General features: G+C 44.2%; 24 protein-coding genes. 13 read left to right on the plus strand and 11 right to left on the minus strand.

Translation table 11 applies throughout. The annotated features are described in order from the left end of the window. Positions 1-26: 26 nt before the first annotated feature. Positions 27-1,217: a citrate synthase gene (locus CYQ88_RS08995; RefSeq protein ID WP_101841026.1), complete on the plus strand. Its 1,191-nt coding sequence runs from the start codon at positions 27-29 to the stop codon at positions 1,215-1,217. Between the two features lie 18 nt (positions 1,218-1,235). Here the strand turns inward: CYQ88_RS08995 and CYQ88_RS09000 are convergent, their stop codons facing one another. The 3 genes from CYQ88_RS09000 to CYQ88_RS09010 form a co-directional block, all read right to left on the minus strand. After that, positions 1,236-2,330, minus strand: a complete 1,095-nt coding sequence (locus CYQ88_RS09000) for an anhydro-N-acetylmuramic acid kinase (RefSeq protein WP_101841027.1) — start codon at positions 2,328-2,330, stop codon at positions 1,236-1,238. Next, a complete protein-coding gene (locus tag CYQ88_RS09005; protein ID WP_233188850.1) occupies positions 2,323-3,489 on the minus strand; it encodes a peptidoglycan DD-metalloendopeptidase family protein in 1,167 nt (388 codons plus the stop codon). Before CYQ88_RS09005 ends, CYQ88_RS09000 begins: the two co-directional genes overlap by 8 nt. 237 nt (positions 3,490-3,726) lie before the next feature. Continuing rightward, complete coding sequence (locus CYQ88_RS09010) at positions 3,727-3,966, minus strand: sulfurtransferase TusA family protein (RefSeq protein ID WP_101841029.1); 240 nt, start codon at positions 3,964-3,966, stop codon at positions 3,727-3,729. Between the two features lie 112 nt (positions 3,967-4,078). On the opposite strand from CYQ88_RS09010, the gene glyQ reads away from it, so the two are divergent. The 7 genes from glyQ to CYQ88_RS09045 all read left to right on the plus strand — a co-directional run bounded on the left by glyQ (position 4,079) and on the right by CYQ88_RS09045 (position 10,814). After that, positions 4,079-5,005, plus strand: coding sequence for a glycine--tRNA ligase subunit alpha (gene glyQ, locus CYQ88_RS09015; protein ID WP_101841030.1), 927 nt, complete (start codon positions 4,079-4,081; stop codon positions 5,003-5,005). 1 nt (position 5,006) lies between these two features. Then, complete coding sequence (gene glyS / locus CYQ88_RS09020; RefSeq protein WP_101841031.1) at positions 5,007-7,082, plus strand: glycine--tRNA ligase subunit beta; 2,076 nt, start codon at positions 5,007-5,009, stop codon at positions 7,080-7,082. A 177-nt stretch (positions 7,083-7,259) separates the two neighbouring features. Next, entirely contained in the window at positions 7,260-7,796 is a 537-nt protein-coding gene (gene gmhB, locus CYQ88_RS09025) for a D-glycero-beta-D-manno-heptose 1,7-bisphosphate 7-phosphatase (RefSeq protein WP_101841032.1), read from the plus strand. Next, positions 7,793-8,521 carry a 1-acyl-sn-glycerol-3-phosphate acyltransferase gene (locus CYQ88_RS09030; protein ID WP_199170182.1) on the plus strand — a complete coding sequence of 243 codons (729 nt, stop codon included), beginning with the start codon at positions 7,793-7,795 and terminating at the stop codon, positions 8,519-8,521. The genes gmhB and CYQ88_RS09030 overlap by 4 nt, the downstream gene beginning before the upstream one ends. Positions 8,522-8,546: 25 nt before the next feature. Beyond that, positions 8,547-9,371, plus strand: coding sequence for a motility protein A (locus CYQ88_RS09035; protein WP_101841033.1), 825 nt, complete (start codon positions 8,547-8,549; stop codon positions 9,369-9,371). 11 nt (positions 9,372-9,382) lie between these two features. Next, positions 9,383-10,120 (plus strand): flagellar motor protein MotB, encoded by a 738-nt coding sequence (locus CYQ88_RS09040; protein ID WP_101841034.1) that lies wholly within the window; start codon positions 9,383-9,385, stop codon positions 10,118-10,120. Beyond that, positions 10,107-10,814, plus strand: a complete 708-nt coding sequence (locus tag CYQ88_RS09045) for an OmpA family protein (protein ID WP_101841035.1) — start codon at positions 10,107-10,109, stop codon at positions 10,812-10,814. Before CYQ88_RS09040 ends, CYQ88_RS09045 begins: the two co-directional genes overlap by 14 nt. A gap of 2 nt (positions 10,815-10,816) precedes the next feature. Here the strand turns inward: CYQ88_RS09045 and ung are convergent, their stop codons facing one another. Next, positions 10,817-11,506 (minus strand): uracil-DNA glycosylase, encoded by a 690-nt coding sequence (gene ung, locus CYQ88_RS09050; RefSeq protein WP_101841036.1) that lies wholly within the window; start codon positions 11,504-11,506, stop codon positions 10,817-10,819. A 189-nt stretch (positions 11,507-11,695) separates the two neighbouring features. Between ung and parE the strand changes: the two genes are divergently transcribed. Next, entirely contained in the window at positions 11,696-13,582 is a 1,887-nt protein-coding gene (gene parE / locus CYQ88_RS09055) for a DNA topoisomerase IV subunit B (RefSeq protein ID WP_101841037.1), read from the plus strand. Between the two features lie 14 nt (positions 13,583-13,596). Here the strand turns inward: parE and CYQ88_RS09060 are convergent, their stop codons facing one another. From CYQ88_RS09060 to CYQ88_RS09070, 3 genes are all read right to left on the minus strand, one after another. Then, positions 13,597-13,950 carry a PilZ domain-containing protein gene (locus CYQ88_RS09060; protein ID WP_101841038.1) on the minus strand — a complete coding sequence of 118 codons (354 nt, stop codon included), beginning with the start codon at positions 13,948-13,950 and terminating at the stop codon, positions 13,597-13,599. Positions 13,951-13,959: 9 nt separating this feature from the next. After that, positions 13,960-14,307, minus strand: coding sequence for a PilZ domain-containing protein (locus tag CYQ88_RS09065; protein ID WP_101841039.1), 348 nt, complete (start codon positions 14,305-14,307; stop codon positions 13,960-13,962). 211 nt (positions 14,308-14,518) lie between these two features. Then, positions 14,519-14,866, minus strand: a complete 348-nt coding sequence (locus CYQ88_RS09070) for a PilZ domain-containing protein (protein ID WP_101841040.1) — start codon at positions 14,864-14,866, stop codon at positions 14,519-14,521. Between the two features lie 163 nt (positions 14,867-15,029). Between CYQ88_RS09070 and CYQ88_RS09075 the strand changes: the two genes are divergently transcribed. The 4 genes from CYQ88_RS09075 (at position 15,030) to CYQ88_RS09090 (ending at position 19,252) form a co-directional block, all read left to right on the plus strand. Continuing rightward, positions 15,030-15,308: a heavy-metal-associated domain-containing protein gene (locus CYQ88_RS09075; RefSeq protein WP_101841041.1), complete on the plus strand. Its 279-nt coding sequence runs from the start codon at positions 15,030-15,032 to the stop codon at positions 15,306-15,308. Between the two features lie 28 nt (positions 15,309-15,336). Further along, entirely contained in the window at positions 15,337-17,565 is a 2,229-nt protein-coding gene (gene parC / locus CYQ88_RS09080; protein ID WP_101841042.1) for a DNA topoisomerase IV subunit A, read from the plus strand. A 71-nt stretch (positions 17,566-17,636) separates the two neighbouring features. Beyond that, positions 17,637-18,479, plus strand: a complete 843-nt coding sequence (locus tag CYQ88_RS09085) for a motility-associated protein (RefSeq protein WP_101841043.1) — start codon at positions 17,637-17,639, stop codon at positions 18,477-18,479. Next, on the plus strand, positions 18,479-19,252 hold the full coding sequence (locus CYQ88_RS09090) for an OmpA family protein (RefSeq protein WP_101841044.1): 774 nt from the start codon (positions 18,479-18,481) through the stop codon (positions 19,250-19,252). Before CYQ88_RS09085 ends, CYQ88_RS09090 begins: the two co-directional genes overlap by 1 nt. Here the strand turns inward: CYQ88_RS09090 and CYQ88_RS09095 are convergent. Genes CYQ88_RS09095 through hemA form a run of 4 tightly spaced genes read right to left on the minus strand, consistent with a single transcriptional unit; the run spans position 19,249 to position 23,296 of the window. Further along, positions 19,249-20,007 (minus strand): molybdopterin-synthase adenylyltransferase MoeB, encoded by a 759-nt coding sequence (locus tag CYQ88_RS09095; protein ID WP_199170183.1) that lies wholly within the window; start codon positions 20,005-20,007, stop codon positions 19,249-19,251. The genes CYQ88_RS09090 and CYQ88_RS09095 overlap by 4 nt on opposite strands. A gap of 39 nt (positions 20,008-20,046) precedes the next feature. Continuing rightward, a complete protein-coding gene (gene prmC, locus CYQ88_RS09100; protein ID WP_233188851.1) occupies positions 20,047-20,919 on the minus strand; it encodes a peptide chain release factor N(5)-glutamine methyltransferase in 873 nt (290 codons plus the stop codon). Then, positions 20,909-21,997 carry a peptide chain release factor 1 gene (gene prfA / locus CYQ88_RS09105; RefSeq protein ID WP_101841045.1) on the minus strand — a complete coding sequence of 363 codons (1,089 nt, stop codon included), beginning with the start codon at positions 21,995-21,997 and terminating at the stop codon, positions 20,909-20,911. Before prfA ends, prmC begins: the two co-directional genes overlap by 11 nt. A 9-nt stretch (positions 21,998-22,006) precedes the next feature. After that, positions 22,007-23,296, minus strand: coding sequence for a glutamyl-tRNA reductase (gene hemA, locus CYQ88_RS09110; RefSeq protein WP_101841046.1), 1,290 nt, complete (start codon positions 23,294-23,296; stop codon positions 22,007-22,009). Between the last annotated feature and the right edge of the window lie 83 nt (positions 23,297-23,379).

Raw genomic sequence — 23,379 nt, forward strand, 5'->3', positions numbered from 1 at the left:
TTTTCACCAATGATTAGGGTTTAGTTATGGAATACATTCCTGGTTTAGCAGGCGTTCCCGCCACCGAGTCTGAAATTTCTTATATTGATGGACAAAAGGGGGAGTTAACCTACCGGGGTTACAACATTATGGAGTTGGCTGAGTATTCCTCATTTGAGGAAACGACCTTACTATTGTTGTTTGGGAATTTGCCAACCGAAACGGAATTAGCCGATTTTGAAACGAAACTGCGAAATGCCAGGCGTGTTAAATATAATTTAAGAGAAATTATGAAAAACCTGCCGGCAACGACGCACCCGATGCATATGCTACAGGTTGCTGTGGCTAGCTTGGCGAGTTTTTATCCCAGTACTGAGTATATGAAGGGTGGGACAGAGAACCAAGACTATATCAACGAAGTAACGGTCAATATTATTTCTCACATGGGAACCCTAGTCGCGATGTGGGAGCATATGCGTAATGGGTTTGATCCGATCGAACCGCGCAAAGACCTGACCTATGCTGAGAACTTTCTGTATATGGTGACGGGTGAAGAACCGGATAAAGATTGGGCAAGACTGTTGGATGCTTGTTTAATTTTGCATGCTGAGCATACCATTAACGCCTCAACTTTTACGACGATGGTCACCGGATCTACCTTGGCGAATCCTTGTTCTGTCATCTCTTCTGCAATTGCTTCTTTATCGGGGCCGCTTCATGGGGGTGCGAATCAAAAAGTCATTGAAATGTTAGATGAGATCGGGTCTCCGCAAAATGCCCGCGCTTATATTGAAAAGCGGTTGTCAGAGAAGAAAGTGATCTGGGGAATGGGGCATCGAGAATACAAAACCAAAGATCCTCGTGCGACGATTTTGCAAAAGTTGTCATCTCAACTGCTGAAAAATAAAAGTCAGCAGGGATCTTTGAGCAAGGCTTTTGAAACAGCAATGGAAGTCGAAAAAGTGTGTGAAGAATTGCTGAGCCATAAAGGGGTTTATCCGAATGTAGATTTTTATTCGGGGATACTTTATAAAGAGATGGGCTTTGATGCGGGGCTTTTCACCCCCATTTTTGCCGTAGCACGTTCAGCAGGTTGGATGGCGCACTGGCGTGAGCAATTACAGAATAATAAGATATTTCGTCCGACTCAAATCTACAAAGGGGTCGGCAACTCTTGTTATTTGCCAATGGAAAAGCGGACAGTTGGATTGCGGCAAGCATTTTGTGAAGACGAGTAATTAACTGGGGATGTTTATTTAAGGCGCCCAGATACCGCCTAGTATTGAATCCGTCTCAGCACCAGTAATGCGTTTTAATGCGATTGGGGTGTTTGAGAGCCGTTGTTTGGCAAGCCAGGCACACATCATGGCCTCAATCGCATCGGGGTCAACATTCAGAGCCTGAGTTGTTTGTACTGAATAGGGTAACTGACCTTGTAATCGGTCGATCAAGGTTTCGTTATTGGCCCCACCCCCGCAAACCCATAGTGATTGAGGTTGTTTCGGTAGGGTTAACAGCGCCATTAATAGCGTTTCAACCGTTAACTGAGTTAAGCTGCTTAGTACATCTTCAGGTGCATAGCGCGCTAGTGAACCGGCAGTTTCTTTTAACCAGTTGGCGTTAAAATATTCTTTACCAGTCGATTTGGGGGCAGGTTTAGAAAAATATGGGTCTGCCATCCATTTCGATAGCAACTGCGGCTTCACCTCGCCTTTCGCTGCCAAAGCACCATTTTTATCAAAGGGTCGCGCTAATGCGGTTTGACAGTAACTGTCCATTAACCCATTGCCAGGCCCTGTGTCAAAGCCAATGACTTGATCATTTTCTAAATAGGTTAAGTTGGCAATGCCACCGATATTAACCACGACGGTGGGTAAATCGGTGTCAAATATAATGCGATGAAATGCTGGTGCAAGTGGTGCGCCCTGACCCTTTTTAGCAAGGTCATCGATTCTAAAATCAGCAACCGTACAAATTCCCGTATTCTTAGCGATAAAAGCAGGGTGACCCACTTGCAAGCTCATAGGGATCTCTGGAGCATGGTATAGGGTTTGGCCGTGACTGCCTACAGCCTGGATTTGCTCAGGTTGTGTCTGAGTAGCCTCTAATAGCGTTAAAGCTGCTTGGCTAAATTGCTGTGCAACTTGATGTTCCAGTTGGCACAAGCTTTTTAGAGAAAGGGTTGGGTTATGGTTTAAGTCATCCAATTGCTGTTTAAGGCTGTCTGGATAAGGGATAGTCATAAAGCCTTTTAATACCGGTTGATGGGCTTGAAAGTCAACCAGTGCCGCATCAACCCCATCAAGGCTGGTGCCAGACATTAAGCCAATATAGAGCGATGATTTATTCAAAATTGGCGGCGATCTGTGTATGCGGGTCAAGTCGACTGAGTTGTGCTGACATTAACCCAGAGAATTGATCAAAGCGGTTTCGATGTTTTCTTGGAACGGGGCTGGCGTCCGGAAACTTCACTTTTAATGGGTCAATATAGCGTCCATTTTTTCGGAATTCATAATGCAAGTGGGGGCCGGATGCCATGCCCGTTTGACCAATATAGCCAATCACTTGGCCTTGTTTGACCCATTGTCCCCGTTTGAAATGACCAAATTTTGACATATGCGCATAAACGGTTGTGTATTTATCGGCATGTCGGATATAAATCACCCGGCCATAGCTGCGGCTCCAATAGCGTTTAATAATTTGTCCATCACCCGTAGCGCGGATGGGGGTACCCGTTGGACCTCCATAATCAACGCCGCGGTGCGCCCGCCATCTTTTTAAGACAGGATGAAACCGTTTGGGTTTATAGCGAGAGGTAATTCGGACATAGTCCACTGGGTTTCTGAGGAAGGCTTTCCGTAAGTTCTGTTTGTTGTGGTCATAGTAGCCTACAGACTGCCCTTTGGCGTCTTTTAGTAAAAATGCAGTATGGCGCTCATCGCCCCCTGTGATGATTTCTGCGGCGAGAATATTGCCATCGCCAATATATTCACCTTGAATATAGCGTTTTTCATAAATGACCTTAAAGGGGTCTCCTGGTCTTAACTGTCGGATGAAATCAATTTCCCAAGAAAAGATGTCGGCCAAGTTCATAATGGTTTTGGCGCTTAATCCTTGTGCTTCTCCACTGAGATAAAAAGAGTGTTGGATTAAACCGCTAGCCGTAACAATCTTGGTTTCAATTGGGTGCTGAAGCTGCTCAATTTTAAAGCCTTCATCATTTGATGTTAATTGATAGTGTGTCTGCTCTGTTTTGGGGTAGAGAATCTTTTTTAACTGATTGTCGCTGTCTAACCAGATTTCTAATGCATCTCCAGCAGCAAGTTGAGTCAGCCATCGGCTGTTCGCAGTTTGGGTGATTTGATAGGTGGTTCTCGGGTCAATACCAACTTCATTTAACACTTCAGAAAGGGAACCATTGGGCTTAACTTGAATCGTCTGCTTTTGCCAGTGTTTTTCAGTCTTATGGGGTTCAGTAGAGATAACTTTTGCCAATGGAGGAAGTGGCATCAATGTTTTTTGAGGTGATTCAGATGCCGTAGCAAATTGGATTGCTAACAAAGATACGGAAATAAAAAGTAGCAAAAAATGCATTAGTGTTTTGTAACGGCTCACAATATCTAAGGTTCGCTTTAGTTGGTTTGATTGATATTTTGGCTGATAATTCTTAAATTATACTGAAAATCACTTGATATTTAAGCCTTTTAAACCAATCTTCCTTTGCTAGTCCCACTTTAAAGTAGTCGACTAACTTTCTTTTGCGTTGACTCTAATGGTCAATAACTGATGTTGAGAGAGGGTTTCGATGCTTAAAAAATCATGTCTATTCAGGCGACACCAACTTCGAACGTCTTTTTCAGCGGCCTTATCCGTGGTAAGCAGTTTTAAGAGTTGACCCGGCTCACAGCGACGGACCTGTTGCTGCAGTTTAATCACTGGCATTGGACATTTTAAACCAGTTGCATCAATCTCAAGGGCTTCAGGCATATTTTTTATTCGTAACTTGTTATAATTGTCGCTATTTTACGTTACTTTCAAGTGTATGGCGACTCTCAAAGGAGAGAAAGGCCACTTATAATTTATTGAACAGGAATCAACAGTGTCAAATAATGCGGCAACCGATATTTCAACATTTCAAGGACTGATCCAAACGCTTCAAGCCTTTTGGGCGGAGCAGGGCTGCGTGATTATGCAGCCTTACGATAATGAGATGGGAGCAGGGACTTTTCACCCATCGACTTTTTTAAGGTCAATTGGGCCAGAGCCTTGGCGAGCAGCTTATGTGCAACCTTGTCGGCGACCCACGGATGGTCGTTATGGTGAAAACCCGAATCGACTGCAGCATTATTATCAGTTTCAGGTGATGTTAAAGCCATCGCCTGATAATATCCAAGACTTGTATTTGGATTCATTAAAAGCGTTAGGCATTGACCCATTAGAGCATGATATTCGTTTTGTGGAAGATAACTGGGAATCGCCAACCTTAGGTGCTTGGGGGTTAGGCTGGGAAGTCTGGATGAATGGCATGGAAGTGACCCAGTTTACCTATTTTCAGCAGGTTGGCGGGTTAGAGTGTCGTCCAGTCACTGGAGAAATAACCTATGGCCTAGAGCGAATTGCTATGTATTTGCAAGGGGTCAATAGTGTCTACGATTTGACCTGGGTGAATGGCCCAGCTGGCAAAGTGACCTATGGCGATGTGTTCCATCAAAATGAAGTGGAGATGTCGACCTACAACTTTGAAAAAGCCGATACCGATATTCTGTTTCGAACTTTTGATGAATGTGAAGCGACGTTCAGTCAATTGGTGTCTGATAAGTTACCCTTACCCGCATATGAGCAGGTATTGAAAGCCTCTCATGCCTTTAATTTATTAGATGCAAGGCATGCGATTAGTGTGACAGAAAGAGCTCGATTTATTGGTCGCGTGCGCAATATGGCCAAACAAATTGCGGAAGCTTACTATGAAGGACGTGAAACACTTGGGTTCCCTTTGGTAAAAACAGTCGAAGCGGAGGGGAAATAATATGACAATGAATACAGCAGATTTTTTAGTTGAAATTGGAACCGAAGAACTTCCGCCAAAAGCGTTAAAAACCCTTTCTGATGCGTTTATGAAGGGTATCACACTCGGGCTAGAGGAAGCAGAGTTAAGTTTTGAAACAGTGACCGCTTTTGCATCCCCCCGTCGTTTAGCCGTGATGGTTAAAGCGTTACAAACCAAACAAGCTGATAAAACGGTTGAGCGTAAAGGGCCAGCAAAAAAAGCCGCGTTTGATGCCGAGGGGGAACCCACTAAAGCCTTGCTGGGCTTTGCAAGAGGTTGTGGCGCAGAGGTTTCTGACCTATCGGAAATTGAAACCGATAAAGGCATTTGGATGGTTTACCACCTAGCCCAAAAAGGACAGATGGCCGCAGAATTATTGCCGAATATTGTCAACAAATCACTGAGCCAGTTACCCATTCCTAAGCGGATGCGGTGGGGAAGTTCGGACGTCGAGTTTGTGCGCCCTGTGCATTGGGTTCTGATGCTGTTAGGGAATCAGGTTGTGCCAGCTACGATATTGGGACACACCGCATCGAATCAAACTTATGGACATCGTTTTCATGCCCCTGGTGCAATTGGCATTGAACAGCCAACTGACTATGTCGACGCGCTTAAACAAAAAGGCTATGTTCAAGCAGATTTTGCCGAACGCAAAGCCGCTATTCGTCAGCAAGTTGAAGCCGCGGCAAAAGCAGTGGGAGGTGTTGCTGAAGTGGATGACGACTTATTAGAGGAAGTCACCGCTTTAAATGAATGGCCGACGGCGGTAGTAGGAGAGTTTGATGAAAGTTTCCTAGCGGTGCCGCCAGAAGCCTTAATATCAGCGATGAAAGGCCATCAGAAGTATTTCCATATTTTAGATGGCAATGGCCGTTTGATGGCGAAATTTATTACGGTTTCGAATATTGAAAGTGTGAATCCAGATTCCGTAAAACACGGTAATGAACGCGTGATTCGACCAAGATTGGCGGATGCCACTTTCTTTTGGAATCAGGATCGAAAGCAACCATTAGATGATTTCTTGCCTCGATTAAAAACTGTCGTGTTTCAGCAGAAGCTTGGTACCCTATATGACAAGACTGAGCGCTTGGAAACCTTAGTGGTCAAAGTTGGACGGTCATTAGGTGAAAGTGCAGAAATCCTAGAAAGAGCGGCACGCTTATCTAAATGTGATTTGATGACAGAAATGGTCGGAGAGTTCCCAGACCTTCAAGGCATCATGGGACGGTATTATGCACAAGCCCAACACGAAGATACCCGCGTGGCTGAAGCTCTGGATGGGCAATATCAACCTCGTTTCGCCGGCGATGATCTGCCGAATGGTGCAGTTTCCCAAGCTCTGGCGATTGCCGATAAGCTAGATACCATTACCGGTATTTACGGCATTGGTCAGATTCCTACTGGAGATAAGGACCCGTTTGGATTGCGCCGTTCGGCCTTGGGTCTGGTGCGTATTATTATTGAAAAAGCGTTGGATTTAGATTTGCAATTAATGATTCGTTATAGTCTTGAATTGCAAGCAAATATCGATGTCAATGATACTTTGGTAATGGATATTTATGAGTTCATTATCAGTCGATTAAAAGCGTATTATGCGGACCAAGGTGTGAGTGCCGAGCAGTTTGAGGCAGTTCGTGTTTGTGGGCCATCACATCCATTGGACTTTGCAAAACGGATTGATGCGGTCTGCCAGTTTAGCAATATGGAAGAAGCCGCCAGTCTCAGCGCTGCCAATAAGCGTATTGCGAATATTCTGAAAAAAGTGACGGTGGCGTTACCGGAAGAGGTTTCTGCCGAACTGTTTTCGGAAGCGGCTGAACAGCAATTGTTTAGCGCATTGGATGCCTTGCGTGAATCGGTCAGCACGAAAATTGCAGAGCGAGACTATACTAGCGCAATGCAGTTATTGGCAACCATTCGTCAGCCAGTCGATGCATTCTTTGATGGTGTGATGGTGATGGCGGAGGATGAAGCGGTCAAACTCAATCGACTGGCTTTACTCAACCAGATTTATCAACTATTTAGACAAGTGGCAGATATTTCAAGGTTGTCATAACCTAAACAGGACTTTTCGAGGTGTTGAACAAAGCATGCTCGGATTTATTGACGGACTCACAGCATTGCTTGCTGTTGAGTCCGTTTTGTTTTGTTTTCCCAGTTATTGGTAGCTTAAAAAGTCAAGAATAACCAGGCCTGGTTATTTTTTTACTGGTTTGAAGGAATAAACCCTACTATGAAAATCATTGTGTTAGATCGGGACGGCGTCATCAATGAAGACTCCGATGACTATATTAAACACCCGGATGAATGGCATCCAATTTCAGGAAGTCTTGAAGCCATAGCCGTGCTGAAACAACGCGGTTGGACCGTAGCGATTGCGACGAATCAGTCTGGCATTCGACGAGGGTATTACAATCGACAAACTTTGCATGCGATGCATCAAAAGTTTCAAGCGTTATTGAAATCGCATTCGGTCAGTGTGGATTGGATTAGTTACTCACCGTATGTCGCTGAGGATTTAAGTCCTTGTCGTAAACCGCAAACGGGCATGTTGAGAGCCATCGAAAACCGATTTGGCTGTGCGTTAAAAGGACAACCAATGGTGGGCGATTCATTGGCCGACATCCGTGTGGCGAAAGCCCATCAGATGCGCCCTTTTTTGGTTAAAACCGGAAAGGGGATGCGAACGCTGGCTTCTAAGGCACCTGAGCTGCAAGGTGTTCCTGTCTATGAGTCCTTGGCAGCAGCCGTAAAGGAAAATTGGTTATGAAATTGATTTATTTATTGCGCTCACTGGTGTTTTCGATTGGTCAAATAACCACCTTAATCTTTTTTTCGGTGTTTGGGTTGTTGCTGTATCCTTTTTCTCACCAGGTCCGCTATCGCTTTATCCATTACTGGGCGCGGTTTTGTATTGTATGGTTGCGATGGACTTGTGGGGTCAAATATCGTGTATTTGGCTCAGAAAATATTGATTTTTCTAAGGCTGGTTTGGTTTTTGCTAGACACGAATCGGCATGGGAAACGTTCGCGTTTCAAGCAATTTTCCCGCAACTGACCTTCGTTTTGAAAAAGGAACTACTTAAAATTCCTTTTTTTGGTTGGGGACTGGCGATGCTGAGTCCGATTGCGATTGATCGGAACGCTGGTCGCAAGGCGATTAAACAAGTGGTCACGGAAGGCTGTCAAAGGATTGACGATCAGGTGTGGGTTGTCATCTTCCCCGAAGGTACGAGAATGCCTGCGGGGGTGCCGGGCGACATTAAGTCCGGTGGCGCTATGTTGGCAAAAAAGGCGTTGGCCCCCGTTTACTTGGTTGCACATAATGCTGGCAGTTGTTGGCCTAAAAATAGTTTTATAAAAAAACCAGGAACGATTGACGTTTATATCAGTCCACCACTGGATGTTGCAGCTTTATCGGTTGCAGAAATTAATCAAAAAACAGAGGAATGGTTGTTTGCGCCTCATAGACCTCCTAAAAAGGAGGCAGTTTAAGTCGGCAAAAGCACTTTGATAATAAATGAGTAAATTGGCAACCTTCATTGGCGTCATTTTAGGACTGATTATTGTTGGTATGAGTATGTTTGACTTTGAAAAAGGTCAGATACTCATGGCTTTTTTTAATTGGCAGGGGTTGTTGGTGGTGCTGGGCGGCACTTTTGCGGCAACCTTTATCAACTATCCTTTAAGTCAAATGGGTTGTGCGTTTAATGGTTTAGGTAAAATCTTTTTTTCAGAACCGCCTTCCGACAATGAAGCCATTGAGCAAATTCTCTATCTAAGTCATATTGTCCAGAAAAAAGGCATTTTAGGCGTTGAGCGTGAAATTGACTTGCTTTCTGATCCTTTCCTGAGGTTTTCGATATCAGAGATGATGGTCTATCGAGATATTGATCTGCTCCGTAATAGTTTAGAAAACCGTTTAAATTCGATGCGACTACGTCATCTGACTTGCCAAGATATGTTCAATAATATGGCCGCATATGCGCCTGCATTTGGCATGATGGGAACGGTAATGGGGTTAATTATGATGATGACGGCTCAAATGGCTCCGACCGACCCTACTGCCTTTTCGGGCGGTACAGATAATATGCTTGCTAACTTGTTGCAAGGGATGGGGTTAGCTCTGGTAACCACCTTCTATGGCGTTTTATTTGCTAACTTTGTATTCATTCCTTCCGCAGGGAAGTTAAAGGTATTGTCTGATGCGGAAATATTTAAAAACGAAATTTTGATTTTTGGGGTGTTGGGTTTAAAACAAGAGCAATCGCCACTGCTGTTAAGAGAAAGCATGATGGCCTTTTTAAATGAGAAAACCAAACAAAAACTGGCTGATGCGGCCTAGGCGAGGCGCCGATGAAAGCGCAAGACATTATTCAATCACAGGAAGGCCAAGCACTTAGACAATTACGCCGCAATAAATCGTGGCAACTGGTTTTTGTGGCCTTGTTTACAGCACTGTTAGCTTTTTTTGTGCTGATTGTCGCGATGATTGAAGTTGAAACCAATGCCAAAAAACGGGATTATCAGCGTCTTGTGAATAGCCTTTACCAAGAAATTAACTTTGAAAAAGAGCGCATGGGGCTGAGTTGGCTGCATACTGAAAACACGCTGACCAAAGGGATTCGGTTGACGATTGCTTCAGAGGTTTTTGAAGAAACACCGTTATTTATGTCTGCTAGAGCTAGGGTCAATCCACGCTACATGCCTTATGTTAACCGCCTAGTCGAATTACTCAATCGAATGCAACTGGAGACGGTTCGGCAACGCTATCCAAATTGGGTTGCGACCTTACGAGAGCCGGGCGATGACTTTGTTGTGACGGTTCGTGTTGAGGGGCATACGGATGCCAATCCCATGACGGGTGCAGGGATGTATCGATCAAACTACGAATTGAGTGCGTTGCGTGCCTATGCCATTATGGAGTTGCTTAGAATCTACACACAACTTCCGAGCCGGCAATTCGCGATAGCAGGTTACGGCCCTTTCTACCCTTTGAACCCGCAGGATCCTTTTGCCGCAGAAAACCGTCGAGTTGAAATCTATATCGTGCCACAAGTGATTCCAGAGGCGATAGACGATGTCAACGGTTAGATCTGAAAAAGCACGGTCTGCTTGGCTATTTTCATTTGGTGATGTGCTCACTTTATTGATTACCTTTTTTATTATGATGATCGTATTGAATAAAGGGGAAATCACGAAGGTGCAACGCTGGAGTGATATTCAGTTAAAAATGGTGTATGACGGCCTAGCAGACGAGATGCAAAGTGCTCAGTTTGTCGAAATCGATTATCAAATGCAGGGTGCAATGATTAATGTCAATAATCCCAATGCGTTCTTGAAAGGGGGGTATGAGCCTTCGCCAGCTTTTGAGGCCGAATTAAATCGGGTTGGTAAAAGGCTCAAAATGATGGGACTCTTTAAGATTCAACCGAGTGAAATGCCCGATTATGTTCAAAACTATATGGAATCCGACGACCTGATCTGGCGGCCGGAAATCGCCATTGAAGGGCATACGGATAGTGATGCAATTGACCCAAACTCTGCATTACGGAATAACTGGTTTCTCAGTACCATGCGAGCTCAAGCGGTGATGCAGATTTTGTTTAATGCCAGTGAGCTTGATCAATCGTTATTTGGTATGGCGGGCTATGGAGAACACCGTCCTAAGGTCAATAATGACAGCTTTCAAGGTAAAGCACAAAATAGACGAGTGCAAATTTTGATTTCTGCAACCTTCGAAAAGGCCTCACAAAGTGGCCGATCCGATTTAAAAAACACTAGATAGGTTTATTTAGGCAGTTGCCAGTCAATCGGCGTCTGTTGGTGATGTTGCAGATAGGCGTTGGTTTGTGAAAAGGGACGACTGCCAAAAAAACCACGGTAAGCTGATAAAGGCGAGGGGTGAGGACTTCGAATAATGAAGTGTTTATCCTTTGGGATAATTTGTCCTTTCTTCTGAGCGTAAGCCCCCCATAAAATAAAAACTAAGTGTGTTTTCTGAGTTGCCAATGATTCAATAATGGCATCTGTAAAGGTTTCCCATCCTCGGCTTTGATGAGAGTTGGGTTTACCTGCTTCGACCGTTAGCACTGAATTGAGTAGTAATACTCCCTGGTCGGCCCAAGGTTGTAAATAGCCACTGTGTTGATTACTGATATTTAAATCGGTTTGTAATTCTTTATTAATATTTTGCAGCGATTTTGGTAACGGCTGAACATCCGGCAATACTGAAAAGCTTAACCCATGCGCATGGCCTGGTGTTGGATAAGGATCCTGTCCCAAAATAATCACTTTCACCTTTTCGAATGGCGTTGAGTTTAAAGCATTAAACCAAAGCTGAGACTTGGGCAAGATTTGTTTGCCAGCCTGCTTTTCAGCGATCAAAAACTGTTTTAACTGTCGCATATAGGGTTTTTCAAATTCCGGTGCTAAAACATTTAACCAGGAAGGCGTGAGTTGAATGGGTTTATTTGGCATGAGAAACCTTTAAGCAGAGTAAAAATGACCAGGCCTGGGCGTTTTAATGAAGCTCTGGTGACGACGAGGTTAAAATTGTACTCGGTAAGTGGTTTGAATCCAAATGTGTTACGGGGTAATATAGCGCCTTGTCTTTATTACGTTTAGATAGACGCAAATAGAATTTCTGACGACTGGGAGAGTCACCAAGTGAGTGAAAAATATAATGCTTCGGAAATTGAGGTTTTAACCGGACTGGATCCTGTTCGAAAAAGACCTGGCATGTACACCGATACCACACGGCCAAATCATTTGGCACAAGAAGTCATTGATAATAGTGTGGATGAAGCGATAGCAGGCCATGCAACACAATTGTCGGTAACACACTATGCGGATGGGTCTATGTGTGTTGAAGACGATGGTCGCGGTATGCCGGTGGATATTCACCCGGAGCAAGGCATTTCAGGCGTTGAAGTGATTCTCACCAAATTGCATGCAGGGGGGAAATTTTCCAATAAAGCCTATCAATTTGCCGGGGGCTTACATGGGGTTGGGGTTTCAGTCGTTAATGCCCTCTCTAAACGGATTGAGATTGAAATTAAACGGGCTGGCAAGCTCCATAAGATTGCGTTTGAAAATGGTGTCGTGGTCGAACCTTTGTCTGAGGAAGGCAAGGTTGGCAAAAAGAATACCGGCACAAAATTACGCTTTTGGCCAGATGCGAGTTTTTTTGACACGCCAAAATATGCATTGACTAAATTAAAACATTTACTGAGAGCTAAGGCCGTTTTAAGTCCTGGATTGAAGGTTTCTTTTTTTGATGAAGCCAGTCAGGAAAGTGATGAATGGTGCTATGAAGACGGATTGAGAGATTATTTGAATCAAGCATTATTGGGGCGGGAGTATGTTCCTAGTGATGGGTTTGTCGGTGAAGTCAATGCAGAGAATGAAGGCGTTTCTTGGGCAATCGCCTGGCTGGTGGAGCCTTCAGAAACGTTGTTGGAAAGTTATGTCAATTTGATTCCTACGCCGCAGGGCGGAACCCACGTCAATGGTTTGCGCGCGGGGGCGACAGATGCCATTCGTGAATTCTGTGAATTTAGAAATCTGTTACCGAGAGGGGTGAAAGTCACGCCGGAAGATGTGTGGCAAAATGTGGCGTTTGTGCTGTCAGCCAAGGTGCGTGAACCGCAGTTTGCTGGTCAAACCAAAGAACGTCTTTCCTCACGAGAATGCGTGCCATTTATTTCTGGGGTCGTTAAAGACAGTTTGAGTCTTTGGTTGAACCAGCATATTGAAGCGGCCGAACGTATTGCTGAAATAGTCATTAATAATGCACATAATCGAAACAAGAAAGCCAAGAAGGTGACTCGTAAAAAAATCACCTCTGGTCCAGCTTTGCCCGGTAAACTTGCGGATTGCACGGAATCGGATTTAACGCGTACAGAATTGTTTTTGGTAGAAGGGGATTCTGCCGGTGGCTCAGCAAAACAAGCCAGAGATAAAAACTTTCAAGCGATTATGCCGTTGCGGGGTAAAATTCTCAATACCTGGGAAGTCGATTCCAGCCAAGTGTTGGCTTCCAATGAAATTCACGATATCAGTGTGGCCATTGGCGTTGACCCTGGATCGGATGATCTTTCTGGGCTGCGCTATGGAAAAGTTTGTATTTTAGCGGATGCCGATTCAGACGGTGCCCATATCGCGACCCTTATTTGTGCGCTATTTGTAAAACACTTCCCTAAGATGGTTGAGCAAGGCCATATTTATGTCGCTATGCCGCCCTTGTATCGGATTGATGTTGGTAAGCGGGTTTTTTATGCCTTGGATGAGTCTGAAAGAACCGGTATTCTCGACCGTATTGAATCTGAAAAAATTCCAGGCAAAATTCAGGTGACGCGCTTTAAGGGCTTAGGAGAAATGAACCCTAAGCAGCTAAGGGAAACAACCATGATGCCGGAGTCTAGACGATTGATTCAATTGAGCATGCCGGTAGAAGAAACCGATTTGATTATGGATAAGCTATTGGCTAAAAAGCGTTCGGCAGACCGTAAGGTTTGGTTGGAGCAAAAAGGGGATTTAGCAGACGTTTCGTAAGGCTGGTTTGATGGTTATTTCGGTTTGGTTTTTAAGCTTAACTCATGAAGCCGTTTTTTATAGTTTATAAAGTCTTCAATAATCGCTTGTTCATGTGGCGTGGTTTCGATAAATTCGATGGCTAAAGAGTACCCATTGGGGGTATCATGCACCGCTCTAACATAGCCGAATAAGTCCATATCATTAAATATCTTGAGCGCTGGGAGTTCGAAAAAGACTTCCAATCGAGTACCGACAGAAGCTCTTTTGTTTGACTCAGCTTCAATTCCGGTTTTGGATATGGCTTTCAACCGACCTTGTGCCGTGACAGTATGACCTTTTAATTCAATGTGTCTATCGGTAGCAACGGATGGTGATTGAAATAGCATAGGCGCTTCTTATTGGTCGTGTAAGTGTTTTCGGACAAAGTCATCGAGAACAGAGGTTAAATAATTCGAGGCATCTTTAAATTGAACACCAATAAGATATTGGTGTTGTACATGTGCCGTTCGAGCAACTATGCCGCATAGAATGATATCTTTGTTATTGATGTTAGGGAGTGAAAAGATGAGTTGTATTTCATTTCCCTTTTCAATCAAGGTATCACTTAGAATGCCGACCCCGATCGTCGATAGGTCAATCATTTTAGCGGTAATGGTTGCTTGAGCAAGTTGTAGAGTGATAGGGCGTTCGGTTGAAACTCTTTCGGCATTTCTTTTCTCAATGTCAAAAGTGGGCTGAGTCATAGCGAAGGTTTAACCTTTAACGTTTATTGTCTAAACCGATATGATAAATTAACTGATCCTATTTGGAAACACATTAAATTAGCTGAAATCGAAACAGCTATTGATTTATGTTGATAGCCGTTTTTAGATTACCTGTTGTTTTGCATGCTGGTTTTGGCATCTAAACAGTATTTGATTGCTCGTGTAGGCACCCCCGAAGAATCATGGGTGTTTACTGGTAGCGTTGGTGGGAGTGGATAAAATCATTTATGACAGATTGAATGTAGTTAGAGAGGTCTTTAAACTGTATGCCAATTAAGTATTGGTGTTGAACGTGGGCAGTTCGAGTGGCAATGCCACACAAGACAAGCTCTTTATTATTAATATTTGGCAGGGAAAACGTAATTTGAATTTCATTCCCTTCTAAAATAGGCTTCTCACTGAGAACCCCAATGCCGACTAAGGATAAATCGATCATTTTGGCGGTAATGGTTGATTGATTAGATTGGACGGTAATTGGGCGTTCGGTTGAAACTCTTTCGGCATTTCTTTTATCGATGTCAAAAGTTGGTTGTATCATAGGGCGGTTTAACCTTTTAAGTTTATTTCCGAAACCGCTATGATAAAGTAACTGAACCAATTTGGGAATAAATTATCCGTTCTAAAATGACTGTTTGTGCAGGTTGTTGGTTTATTCAAATGTGGTGACTTGAGTTGATTCATATTGTCACTAGGAGGTAATCATGTATTTTGAAGTCGTAGTGGAAAATATAAAATGTGGTGGTTGCGCTAACAGCATTCAAAACCAGCTAAACAGTTTGGAGGGGGTGAGCGATGCCCAAGTTGATATCGAGGCTGGAAAAGTCAGCTGTACTTTAGCGACAGAAGCGTTAAAGGAGCCTGTGAAGCTCAGTTTGCTTAAACAAGGTTATCCAGAGGTTGGAATGGTTGAAGGGTTAGGCGCAATGGGTGCCAAAGCAAAGTCCTATGTATCTTGTGCAATCGGAAAGATGCAGAAATAAGTTTAACTGAATCAATTAAGAGAAAGAAATGAGTCAGCAAATGATTAATTATGAAGGGATAGAGCAACAGTCGGTCGCACAGTTTACAGAAAAAGCGTATTTAGACTATGCGATGTACGTTATTTTGGATAGAGCCTTGCCGCATATTGGGGATGGTTTGAAGCCAGTACAACGTCGTATCATATTTGCCATGTCTGAATTGGGATTGAAATCAACCGGCAAGCATAAAAAATCGGCAAGAACGGTTGGGGATGTCTTAGGTAAATTCCATCCACATGGCGATTCGGCTTGTTATGAAGCGATGGTGCTGATGGCTCAATCTTTTTCATTTCGTTACCCTTTGGTTGATGGTCAGGGTAACTGGGGGTCGGTTGATGACCCAAAATCATTTGCAGCGATGCGTTATACCGAAGCTAAACTGTCAAAATTTAGTGATGTTCTGTTGGAAGAAGCCGCCCAAGGAACCGTTGATTGGGTGGCGAACTTTGATGGGAGCTTAGAGGAACCCTCGGTCTTGCCAGCAAGGGTGCCACACGTATTGTTGAATGGCACTTCAGGGATAGCCGTCGGGATGGCGACCGATATCCCACCGCATAATTTAAATGAGGTGGTGGCAGCCTGTATTGCATTGTTAGAGAATGATCAATTAACCGTTGAGCAACTGTGTGATCATGTTCAAGGGCCCGATTATCCAAATAATGCATGGGTTATTACGCCTAAGGCAGAACGCTTAAAACTTTATGAATCGGGCAGTGGTTCGATTCGTCAAAGAGCGCGCTATTTTGTTGAGGATGGCGTGAACGTGGTCATTGATGCGTTGCCTTTCCAGGTTTCAGGGGCAAAAATATTAGAGCAGATTGCGTCACAGATGCGGGCTAAAAAACTGCCAATGGTGGTGGATTTACGAGATGAATCGGATCATGAGAATCCCGTTCGATTGGTCATCGAATTACGATCCAAGCGAGTGGATGCCGAAATGGCAATGTTGCATTTGTTTGCAACTACGGATCTTGAAAAAAGCTACCGAGTGAATTTGAATGTGATTGGTCTCAATGGCCGTCCACAAGTAAAAAGCTTAAAAACCATGCTTTCCGAGTGGTTGGTGTTTCGGACAGAAACTGTTCGTAGGCGGCTACAGTATCGCTTAGATAAAGTGTTAGCACGGTTGCATATCCTGGATGGTTTGTTGATCGCTTTTTTAAATATTGATGAGGTGATTGCCATTATTCGTGAAGAAGACCGCCCCAAGCCGGTTTTGATTGAACGATTTGGTTTGTCGCAAATTCAAGCAGAGGCCGTATTAGAATTAAAACTACGTCATCTTGCTCGATTAGAAGAGATGCGAATTCGTTCTGAGCAGGAAGACTTGGAAAAAGAGCGCCAAAAAATTGAAAAGACGTTGGCTAGTTCAGCTCGAATGAAAACCTTGGTGAAAAAAGAATTATTAGCAGATGCGGATGTGTATGGTAATGAGCGCCGGTCTTTGATTCTAGATGCCCCAGCGGCCCAGGCGCTTAGCGAACAAGATTTGTTACCTTCAGAATCAATTACAGTGGTGTTATCGGATAATGGTTGGGTTAGAGCTGCGAAGGGGCATGATGTTGATGGTCGTTCTCTCAGTTATAAATCCGGAGATGCATTCCGAGCACAGGTATCAGGGCAAAGTCGTCAAATGGCGATCTTTTTAGATTCTACGGGACGAGCTTATAGTGTGGCAGCGCATACGCTACCGTCTGCAAGAAGTCATGGTGAACCTTTAACCGGACGACTCAGTTTAGCGAAAGGTGCTCAGTTTACCCAGGTTTTACTGGGAGCTGGCGAAGAAAAGGTCGTTTTGGCCTCCAGTGGTGGCTATGGTTTTATTACTCAGTTAGCGAATTTGATCTCAAAAAACAAAGCAGGAAAGGCGGTGATGACCTTACCTAAAGGAGGAGCCCTATTGCCTCCTGCAGCATATCAGCAAGGAGACTGGATTGCCGTTGCGACCGATGAGCCTAGGCTGCTGGTGTTTGATGGACAGGAATTGCCGGAACTTGCAAAAGGTAAGGGCAATAAGTTAATTCAGTTGCCAAAAAATTGTCAGGTTACGGCTGTGTTTGCCTTCTCACCTGGCCAAAAGATCGAGTTGGTGGCAGGAGATTATGCGAAGTCGTTTGGTCTCAGTGCGATTGAAGAAGCTTACGCAAATCGGGCAAAACGCGGGATTCCTTTGCCTAGAACTTTAAAGAAATGTACACAGATACGACTCCAAGAATAATATCCATCCAGTTGGTATTGATATTGCTTGTATTCGGCTAGTTTATAGAATACGGTTGAAAAGTAGCCATTATGATTTCAAAAATTATTGCAATACTCATCATTATTGGGAGTTCCGTCGGCGGATTTATCTGGTCCGGCGGATCGCTTGGTTCATTATGGCATCCTGCTGAATTGTTGGTGATACTTGGGCTTGGATTAGGTGTATTTTTAAGTTCAACACCTGTTTATATCTGGAAAAAAACACTGGTGTTTACTGGGCGTTTTTTCAGTGGGGGGCGGGTTAATAAAAAAACCTATGTTGAAGTGCTGAGTTTGTTAGATGATTTGGCCAGATTAGTACGTGCAGACGGTCTTTTGGCATTGGATCGGCATATGGAGGATCCTGACAACAGTACTATTTTTACCAAATACCCGCTTATTATGAAGCATCGGGAGTTGAAGAAATTTATTGTTGATAATTTTAGCTTTCTGCTTTTAAACCCACCGCAGTCACTTAATTTTGAAAACTATCTAGATAATCAGATTCATGATGTTTATCAGTCTATGATGGAAGTTCCGAAAGCGACAGGAAAAATTGCTAACTTGATGCCTGGTTTCGGGATTATTGCGGCGGTAATGGGGGTCATCTTGACAATGAATTTGCTCGGTGGCGATATGGATGTGTCTCTGATCGGGACATCAATTGGTGCCGCATTAGTCGGTACCTTGACTGGGATATTCTTTGCATTTTCGGTGATCGCCCCGTTCACCCATGCGGTTGAAATTATGATTCGCCAGGATAAGGCGATGTTTTCTGTGGTAGCGTCTTTTTTACTCGCCTTTTCTTATGGGGTTTCTCCTGCATTAGCTTTTGAAGTCGGTCGGCAACGAGTGCCGCCCGAATTTGAGATAACTCGGTCAGGAAATGAATAATGTCAAGAAAGGATGACCATGATGTACATGATGAGGGCGGCGCTTGGGAAATCGCTCTAGCCGACCTAATGACGACCTTGATGGTGTTCTTCTTGGTCATGTGGCTGTTGTCCATTGTGGATACGGACAAGCGTAAAGCATTTGTGAATGGCTTAATGGGGGCGGGAACCTCTGGTGATGTCCTTGTGGAAGAGATTACCGGTAAACACGTTCAAACTGACTCTATTGAACCGATTGCCGAGTTAAAACAGCCGATTACCACTGATGAAATTAAGGAAGTCTTGTCTGAAGTTGATCCCAAGGATATCGATGTTGAAGAAACTGAGGACTACACCAAAATTACTTTGCGATCGGATAGCTTTTTTGAAAGTGGTCGCGCGTCAATTACCGATAGTACCCGTGAGCAACTCGAACAATTGGGTGAGTCTTTGGCTGGCCGTGAACAAGGGCTAACGATTACCGGTTATACCGATAGTATTCCGATTAATAATTTACAATTCCCATCAAACTGGGAGCTTTCTGCCGCTCGAGCGGCAACCATCGCTCGTACCTTTATTTATATGGGGGTTGAAGCCGGGTTGGTGACGATTGAAGGGAAAGCGGATAATGAACCCGTCGCGCCCAATTCAACGGCTTATGGTCGATCATTAAATCGTCGTGTTATTATCCTGGTGGATAAGAAAGCTAAAGAAAAGCTCCCTGAAGCGTCTTCAAACAGCAGACCCACTGCTGCGCAAATACCTGCCGCTCGATCAAATAGCATTCGACCTTAAGAACAGGTTGGGCATTGCGGATCTTGTGGTAGTTTTAAGGTGCGGATTTGCATCGTAAGACCATCAATTATCATCAATTTTCCTGTTAGTGTAGGCAGTTTCAACAGGGCTTTAATGGCCTCCATTGCCTGCATGGAACCAATCATGCCAACTAAAGGCGCAACGACACCATTTTGGCTACAGGTTTCATTTTCTGTTGATGATGATTTGTAGAGACATTGGTAGCAGGGCGTATTTTCAACCCTAAAATCGTAGGTGGTTAATTGTCCTTCCCAACGAATTGCAGCACCAGAAACTAAGGGCTTTTTGTGCTGAAAGCAGGCCTTATTCAGAGCATAGCGACTGGTAAAGTTGTCGGTACAATCCAATAGGATGTCGGCTTGCTGTACCAAGTCATTGAGTTCGGTTTCGTTGAGTTGATGGCTGATTGTGTGTATTTGAATATGTCGATTTAAATCTTCTAGTTGTTTTTTGGCAGAAATTACTTTGGCTTGTCCTAGTTGGTTCTCAGTGTGAATGATCTGGCGCTGTAGGTTAGAGTCATCAACGGTATCAAAGTCTACCAATGTAAGGGTACCAATGCCTGCTGCGGCTAAATAGAGTGCTGCGGGAGAACCTAACCCGCCGAGACCAATGATCGCCGCATGAGATTGAGATAGTGTCAGCTGGCCCTGGTAGTCAATTTCAGAGAGTAATACTTGGCGGCTGTACCGGCTAAGTTCGTCATCATTCAGTTCAGTTTTCTGGCTATTCATGGTGGGGGTGTGACTTCCATAAAAAATTTCGGGTGAAAATTACATTTGTCCAAGGGTTATTCTAGGACGATGGCCATAGTCTTGTCGAGTTTCAATGTGCCTAAATCCGGCTTGCTGAAAAAGTGCTTGAACGGGCTTAGCTTGCTGGTAGCCATGTTCAAGAATGAGCCAGCCATTGGCTTTTAAATGCATAGGTGCTTGAAAAATGAGTTTACGAATGTCTTCAAGACCATCTGAACCCGAAACCAATGCTGTTTCAGGTTCGAAACGGACATCGCCTTGGTTTAGGTGGGGGTCTTCGCTTTCAATGTAGGGCGGATTCGATACGATTAAATCAAAAGATTGATCAATCACAGGTTGAAACCAATCGCCTTGTTTAAACGAAATACAAAGTTGGTGTCTCTGAGCATTTTTTTGTGCCACTTCCAGGGCCGCTTGGCTGAAATCAATGGCGGTCGCGTCACAATTCGGCTGTTGGTGCTTGAGCGCGCAAGCGATCGCGCCAGAGCCAGTTCCAAGGTCACAAAACGACCAGGCCTGGTCATTTTTAATTGCCATTTTCTCTAATGCGGTCTCGACCAGTATTTCCGTATCGGGCCTAGGAATTAATGTGGCTTCGGATACATAAAGGTCTAAGCCAAAAAAAGCGCGCTCACCAGTCAGATAGGCGATAGGTTTGCCTGCAAGACGTTGTGCCAATAGCTGTTCGTACTGGGTGTGTTGAGCTTCAGTCAGCAACGTCTCTGGCCAGGTGTAAAGATAGGTTCGGCTTTTATTGAGGACAAATCCCAGTAATAGTTCAGCGTCTAAAGCAATGGTATCCGATTGGGATGTGGACAGTTTTGATTTGGCGTGAACTAACGCCTGGTCAATCCGCATGAAACCTGGATGTGCACTAGCCTTACTCTTCATCGCTTAATTTAGCAAGTTGTTCGGCCTGGTATTCGTTAATGAGTGGATCTATGACTTGGTGAAGTCCACCTTGCATGACTTCATCAAGCTTATAGAGGGTTAAGTTGATGCGGTGATCTGTTACTCGCCCTTGTGGATAGTTGTAGGTTCGAATCCGTTCAGAGCGATCGCCACTCCCCACTAGACTTTTTCGCTCTTGCGCAATTTCTTGGTCGTGAACACGCTGACGTTCATCCATAATTCGCGAAGCCAGTAAAGACATGGCTCTGGCACGGTTCTTATGTTGTGACCGTTCATCTTGGCATTCAACCACGGTGCCCGTTGGTAAATGAGTAATACGAATGGCTGAATCAGTTTTGTTGACGTGCTGGCCACCTGCGCCGGAGGCACGAAAGGTGTCGACTTTTAAATCGGCAGGGTTGAGGTCAATTTGTTCAACGTCCGCCGCTTCAGGCATAATAACCACTGTTGCGGCAGAGGTGTGAACCCGGCCCTGTGTTTCGGTGGCTGGAACGCGTTGTACTCGGTGAGCACCCGATTCAAATTTGAGTTTTGAATAGGCTCCATCCCCGATGATTCGCACAATAATTTCTTTAAAGCCACCATGCTCACCTTCTTGCGAATTGATGATCTCAACTTGCCAGCGTTGGGTTTCGGCATAACGGCTGTACATTCTAAAAAGATCCCCAGCAAAAATGGCTGCTTCGTCGCCACCGGTACCGGCACGTATTTCCAAGAAAATATTCGCATCATCATTGGGGTCTTTAGGCAGCAGCATTTTCTGTAATTCGGACTCTAAAGCAGTTTGATTTTTCTCAAGCAAAGGGAGTTCTTCTTGTCCCATTTCTTTTAATTCGGCGTCACCAGACTTAATCATTTCCTTCGCTTCCTGAAGGTCTGATTCATTTGCTAAAAAGTCGTTAAAAGCGGTCACAACCGGGGTCAATTGAGCATGTTCCTTGCTCAAATTACGAAATTTATTTTGATTGCTGATCACTTCAGGGTCTGAAATGAGGTAGTTAATTTCATCAAGGCGTTCAATCAGGCCTTCAAGCTTAGCGCGAATGGATTGTTTCATAGGGAGTCGTTAGTTTTCTTTTTGCATCGAATTTTTGGATGGTGCAATATCAGGCAGTAACAATTTTTTTGCGGCCTCTAATACTTCGATTTCGCCATTTAACCCTGCTTGATTCAGGTTGTGGGTTGAGGTGTGTAAAATTTTATTGGTTAGTTGATTGGCTAACTTCGTCAGTAGGGTTGAGGGATCAGCACCCAGCTCAAGTTGGTGGTGGGTTTCGCTGAGTAGCTGCTGTTTTAATTCGTGGGCCTGTTGACGGTAGCTCTGAATGATCGGGCTGACCACTTGGGTTGCCTTGTATTGATTGATAAAAGCTTGCGCCTGAGCATCGACAATTTCTTCCGCCGCCAAGGCTGCATCTTGTCGAGATTGTTTGTTTTCTTCGATAATCTCTTGTAAATCGTCGACACTATAAAGATAGGTGTCACTGAAATCCCCAACTTGCGCTTCAATATCTCTCGGAACCGCGATATCGACCATAAACATCGGTTTGTGGCGACGCTGCTTAAGGGCATTTTCAACCATCTTGGTTTTAATAATGGCATCTGGGCAGGCAGTTGAAGCGATAACGATGTCTGCCTCATGCAGGTGATCTTTGATTTCTGCGAGGTTAATAGCATAGCCACCCAGTGTTTCTGCAAGTTGGTGCGCCTTAGAAAGGGTGCGGTTCGCAATAATCAAATTGCCAACCTGATTTTCTTTAAGATGTCGCGCTACCAGTTCAATGGTTTCTCCAGCGCCAATTAACAGCGCATTTTGTTCTTTTAAACACCCAAAAAACTGTTTGGAAAGAGCGACGGCAGCAAATGCGACAGAAACGGGGCTAGATCCAATTTCGGTATCGGTTCTGACTTGTTTTGCTGTCTTAAAAATACACTGAAACAACGCATGTAATGTTTGGTGAATGCTGTCATTTTTGTGAGCGAGCTGAAAGGCATCTTTTATTTGACCAAGGATTTGCGGCTCGCCCAGTACCAGAGAGTTTAGCCCACTTGCCACTCGCATAATATGCTTGATTGCATCCAAGTCATTGTATTCGTATAGATATTGCGAAATGCTTTGTTGCTGCAATTGAAAAAACTGATGAAGCCAGTCGTAAATAGATTGGGTGTCTTCAGTATTTAAGGTCGCATAAATTTCAGTGCGATTGCAGGTCGAAAGGATAACGCATTCTGTGGCGAGCGATTGCTCTTTGAGTTCAGCCAATGCATGCTGTACTTGTTCAGGTGAAAAAGAAATTTTTTCACGAATATCCACTGGTGCCGTTTCGTGGTTTACACCCAAAACAAATAATTTCATAAGGAATCGTTTAGCCAAAAAGGAGAAAAATAATGCAATTTAAGGGATGTAATTTTGCTAAATTATAGCCTTAATTGCAAGTT

Source organism: Hydrogenovibrio sp. SC-1 (assembly GCF_002848135.1).
GTDB lineage: Bacteria > Pseudomonadota > Gammaproteobacteria > Thiomicrospirales > Thiomicrospiraceae > Hydrogenovibrio.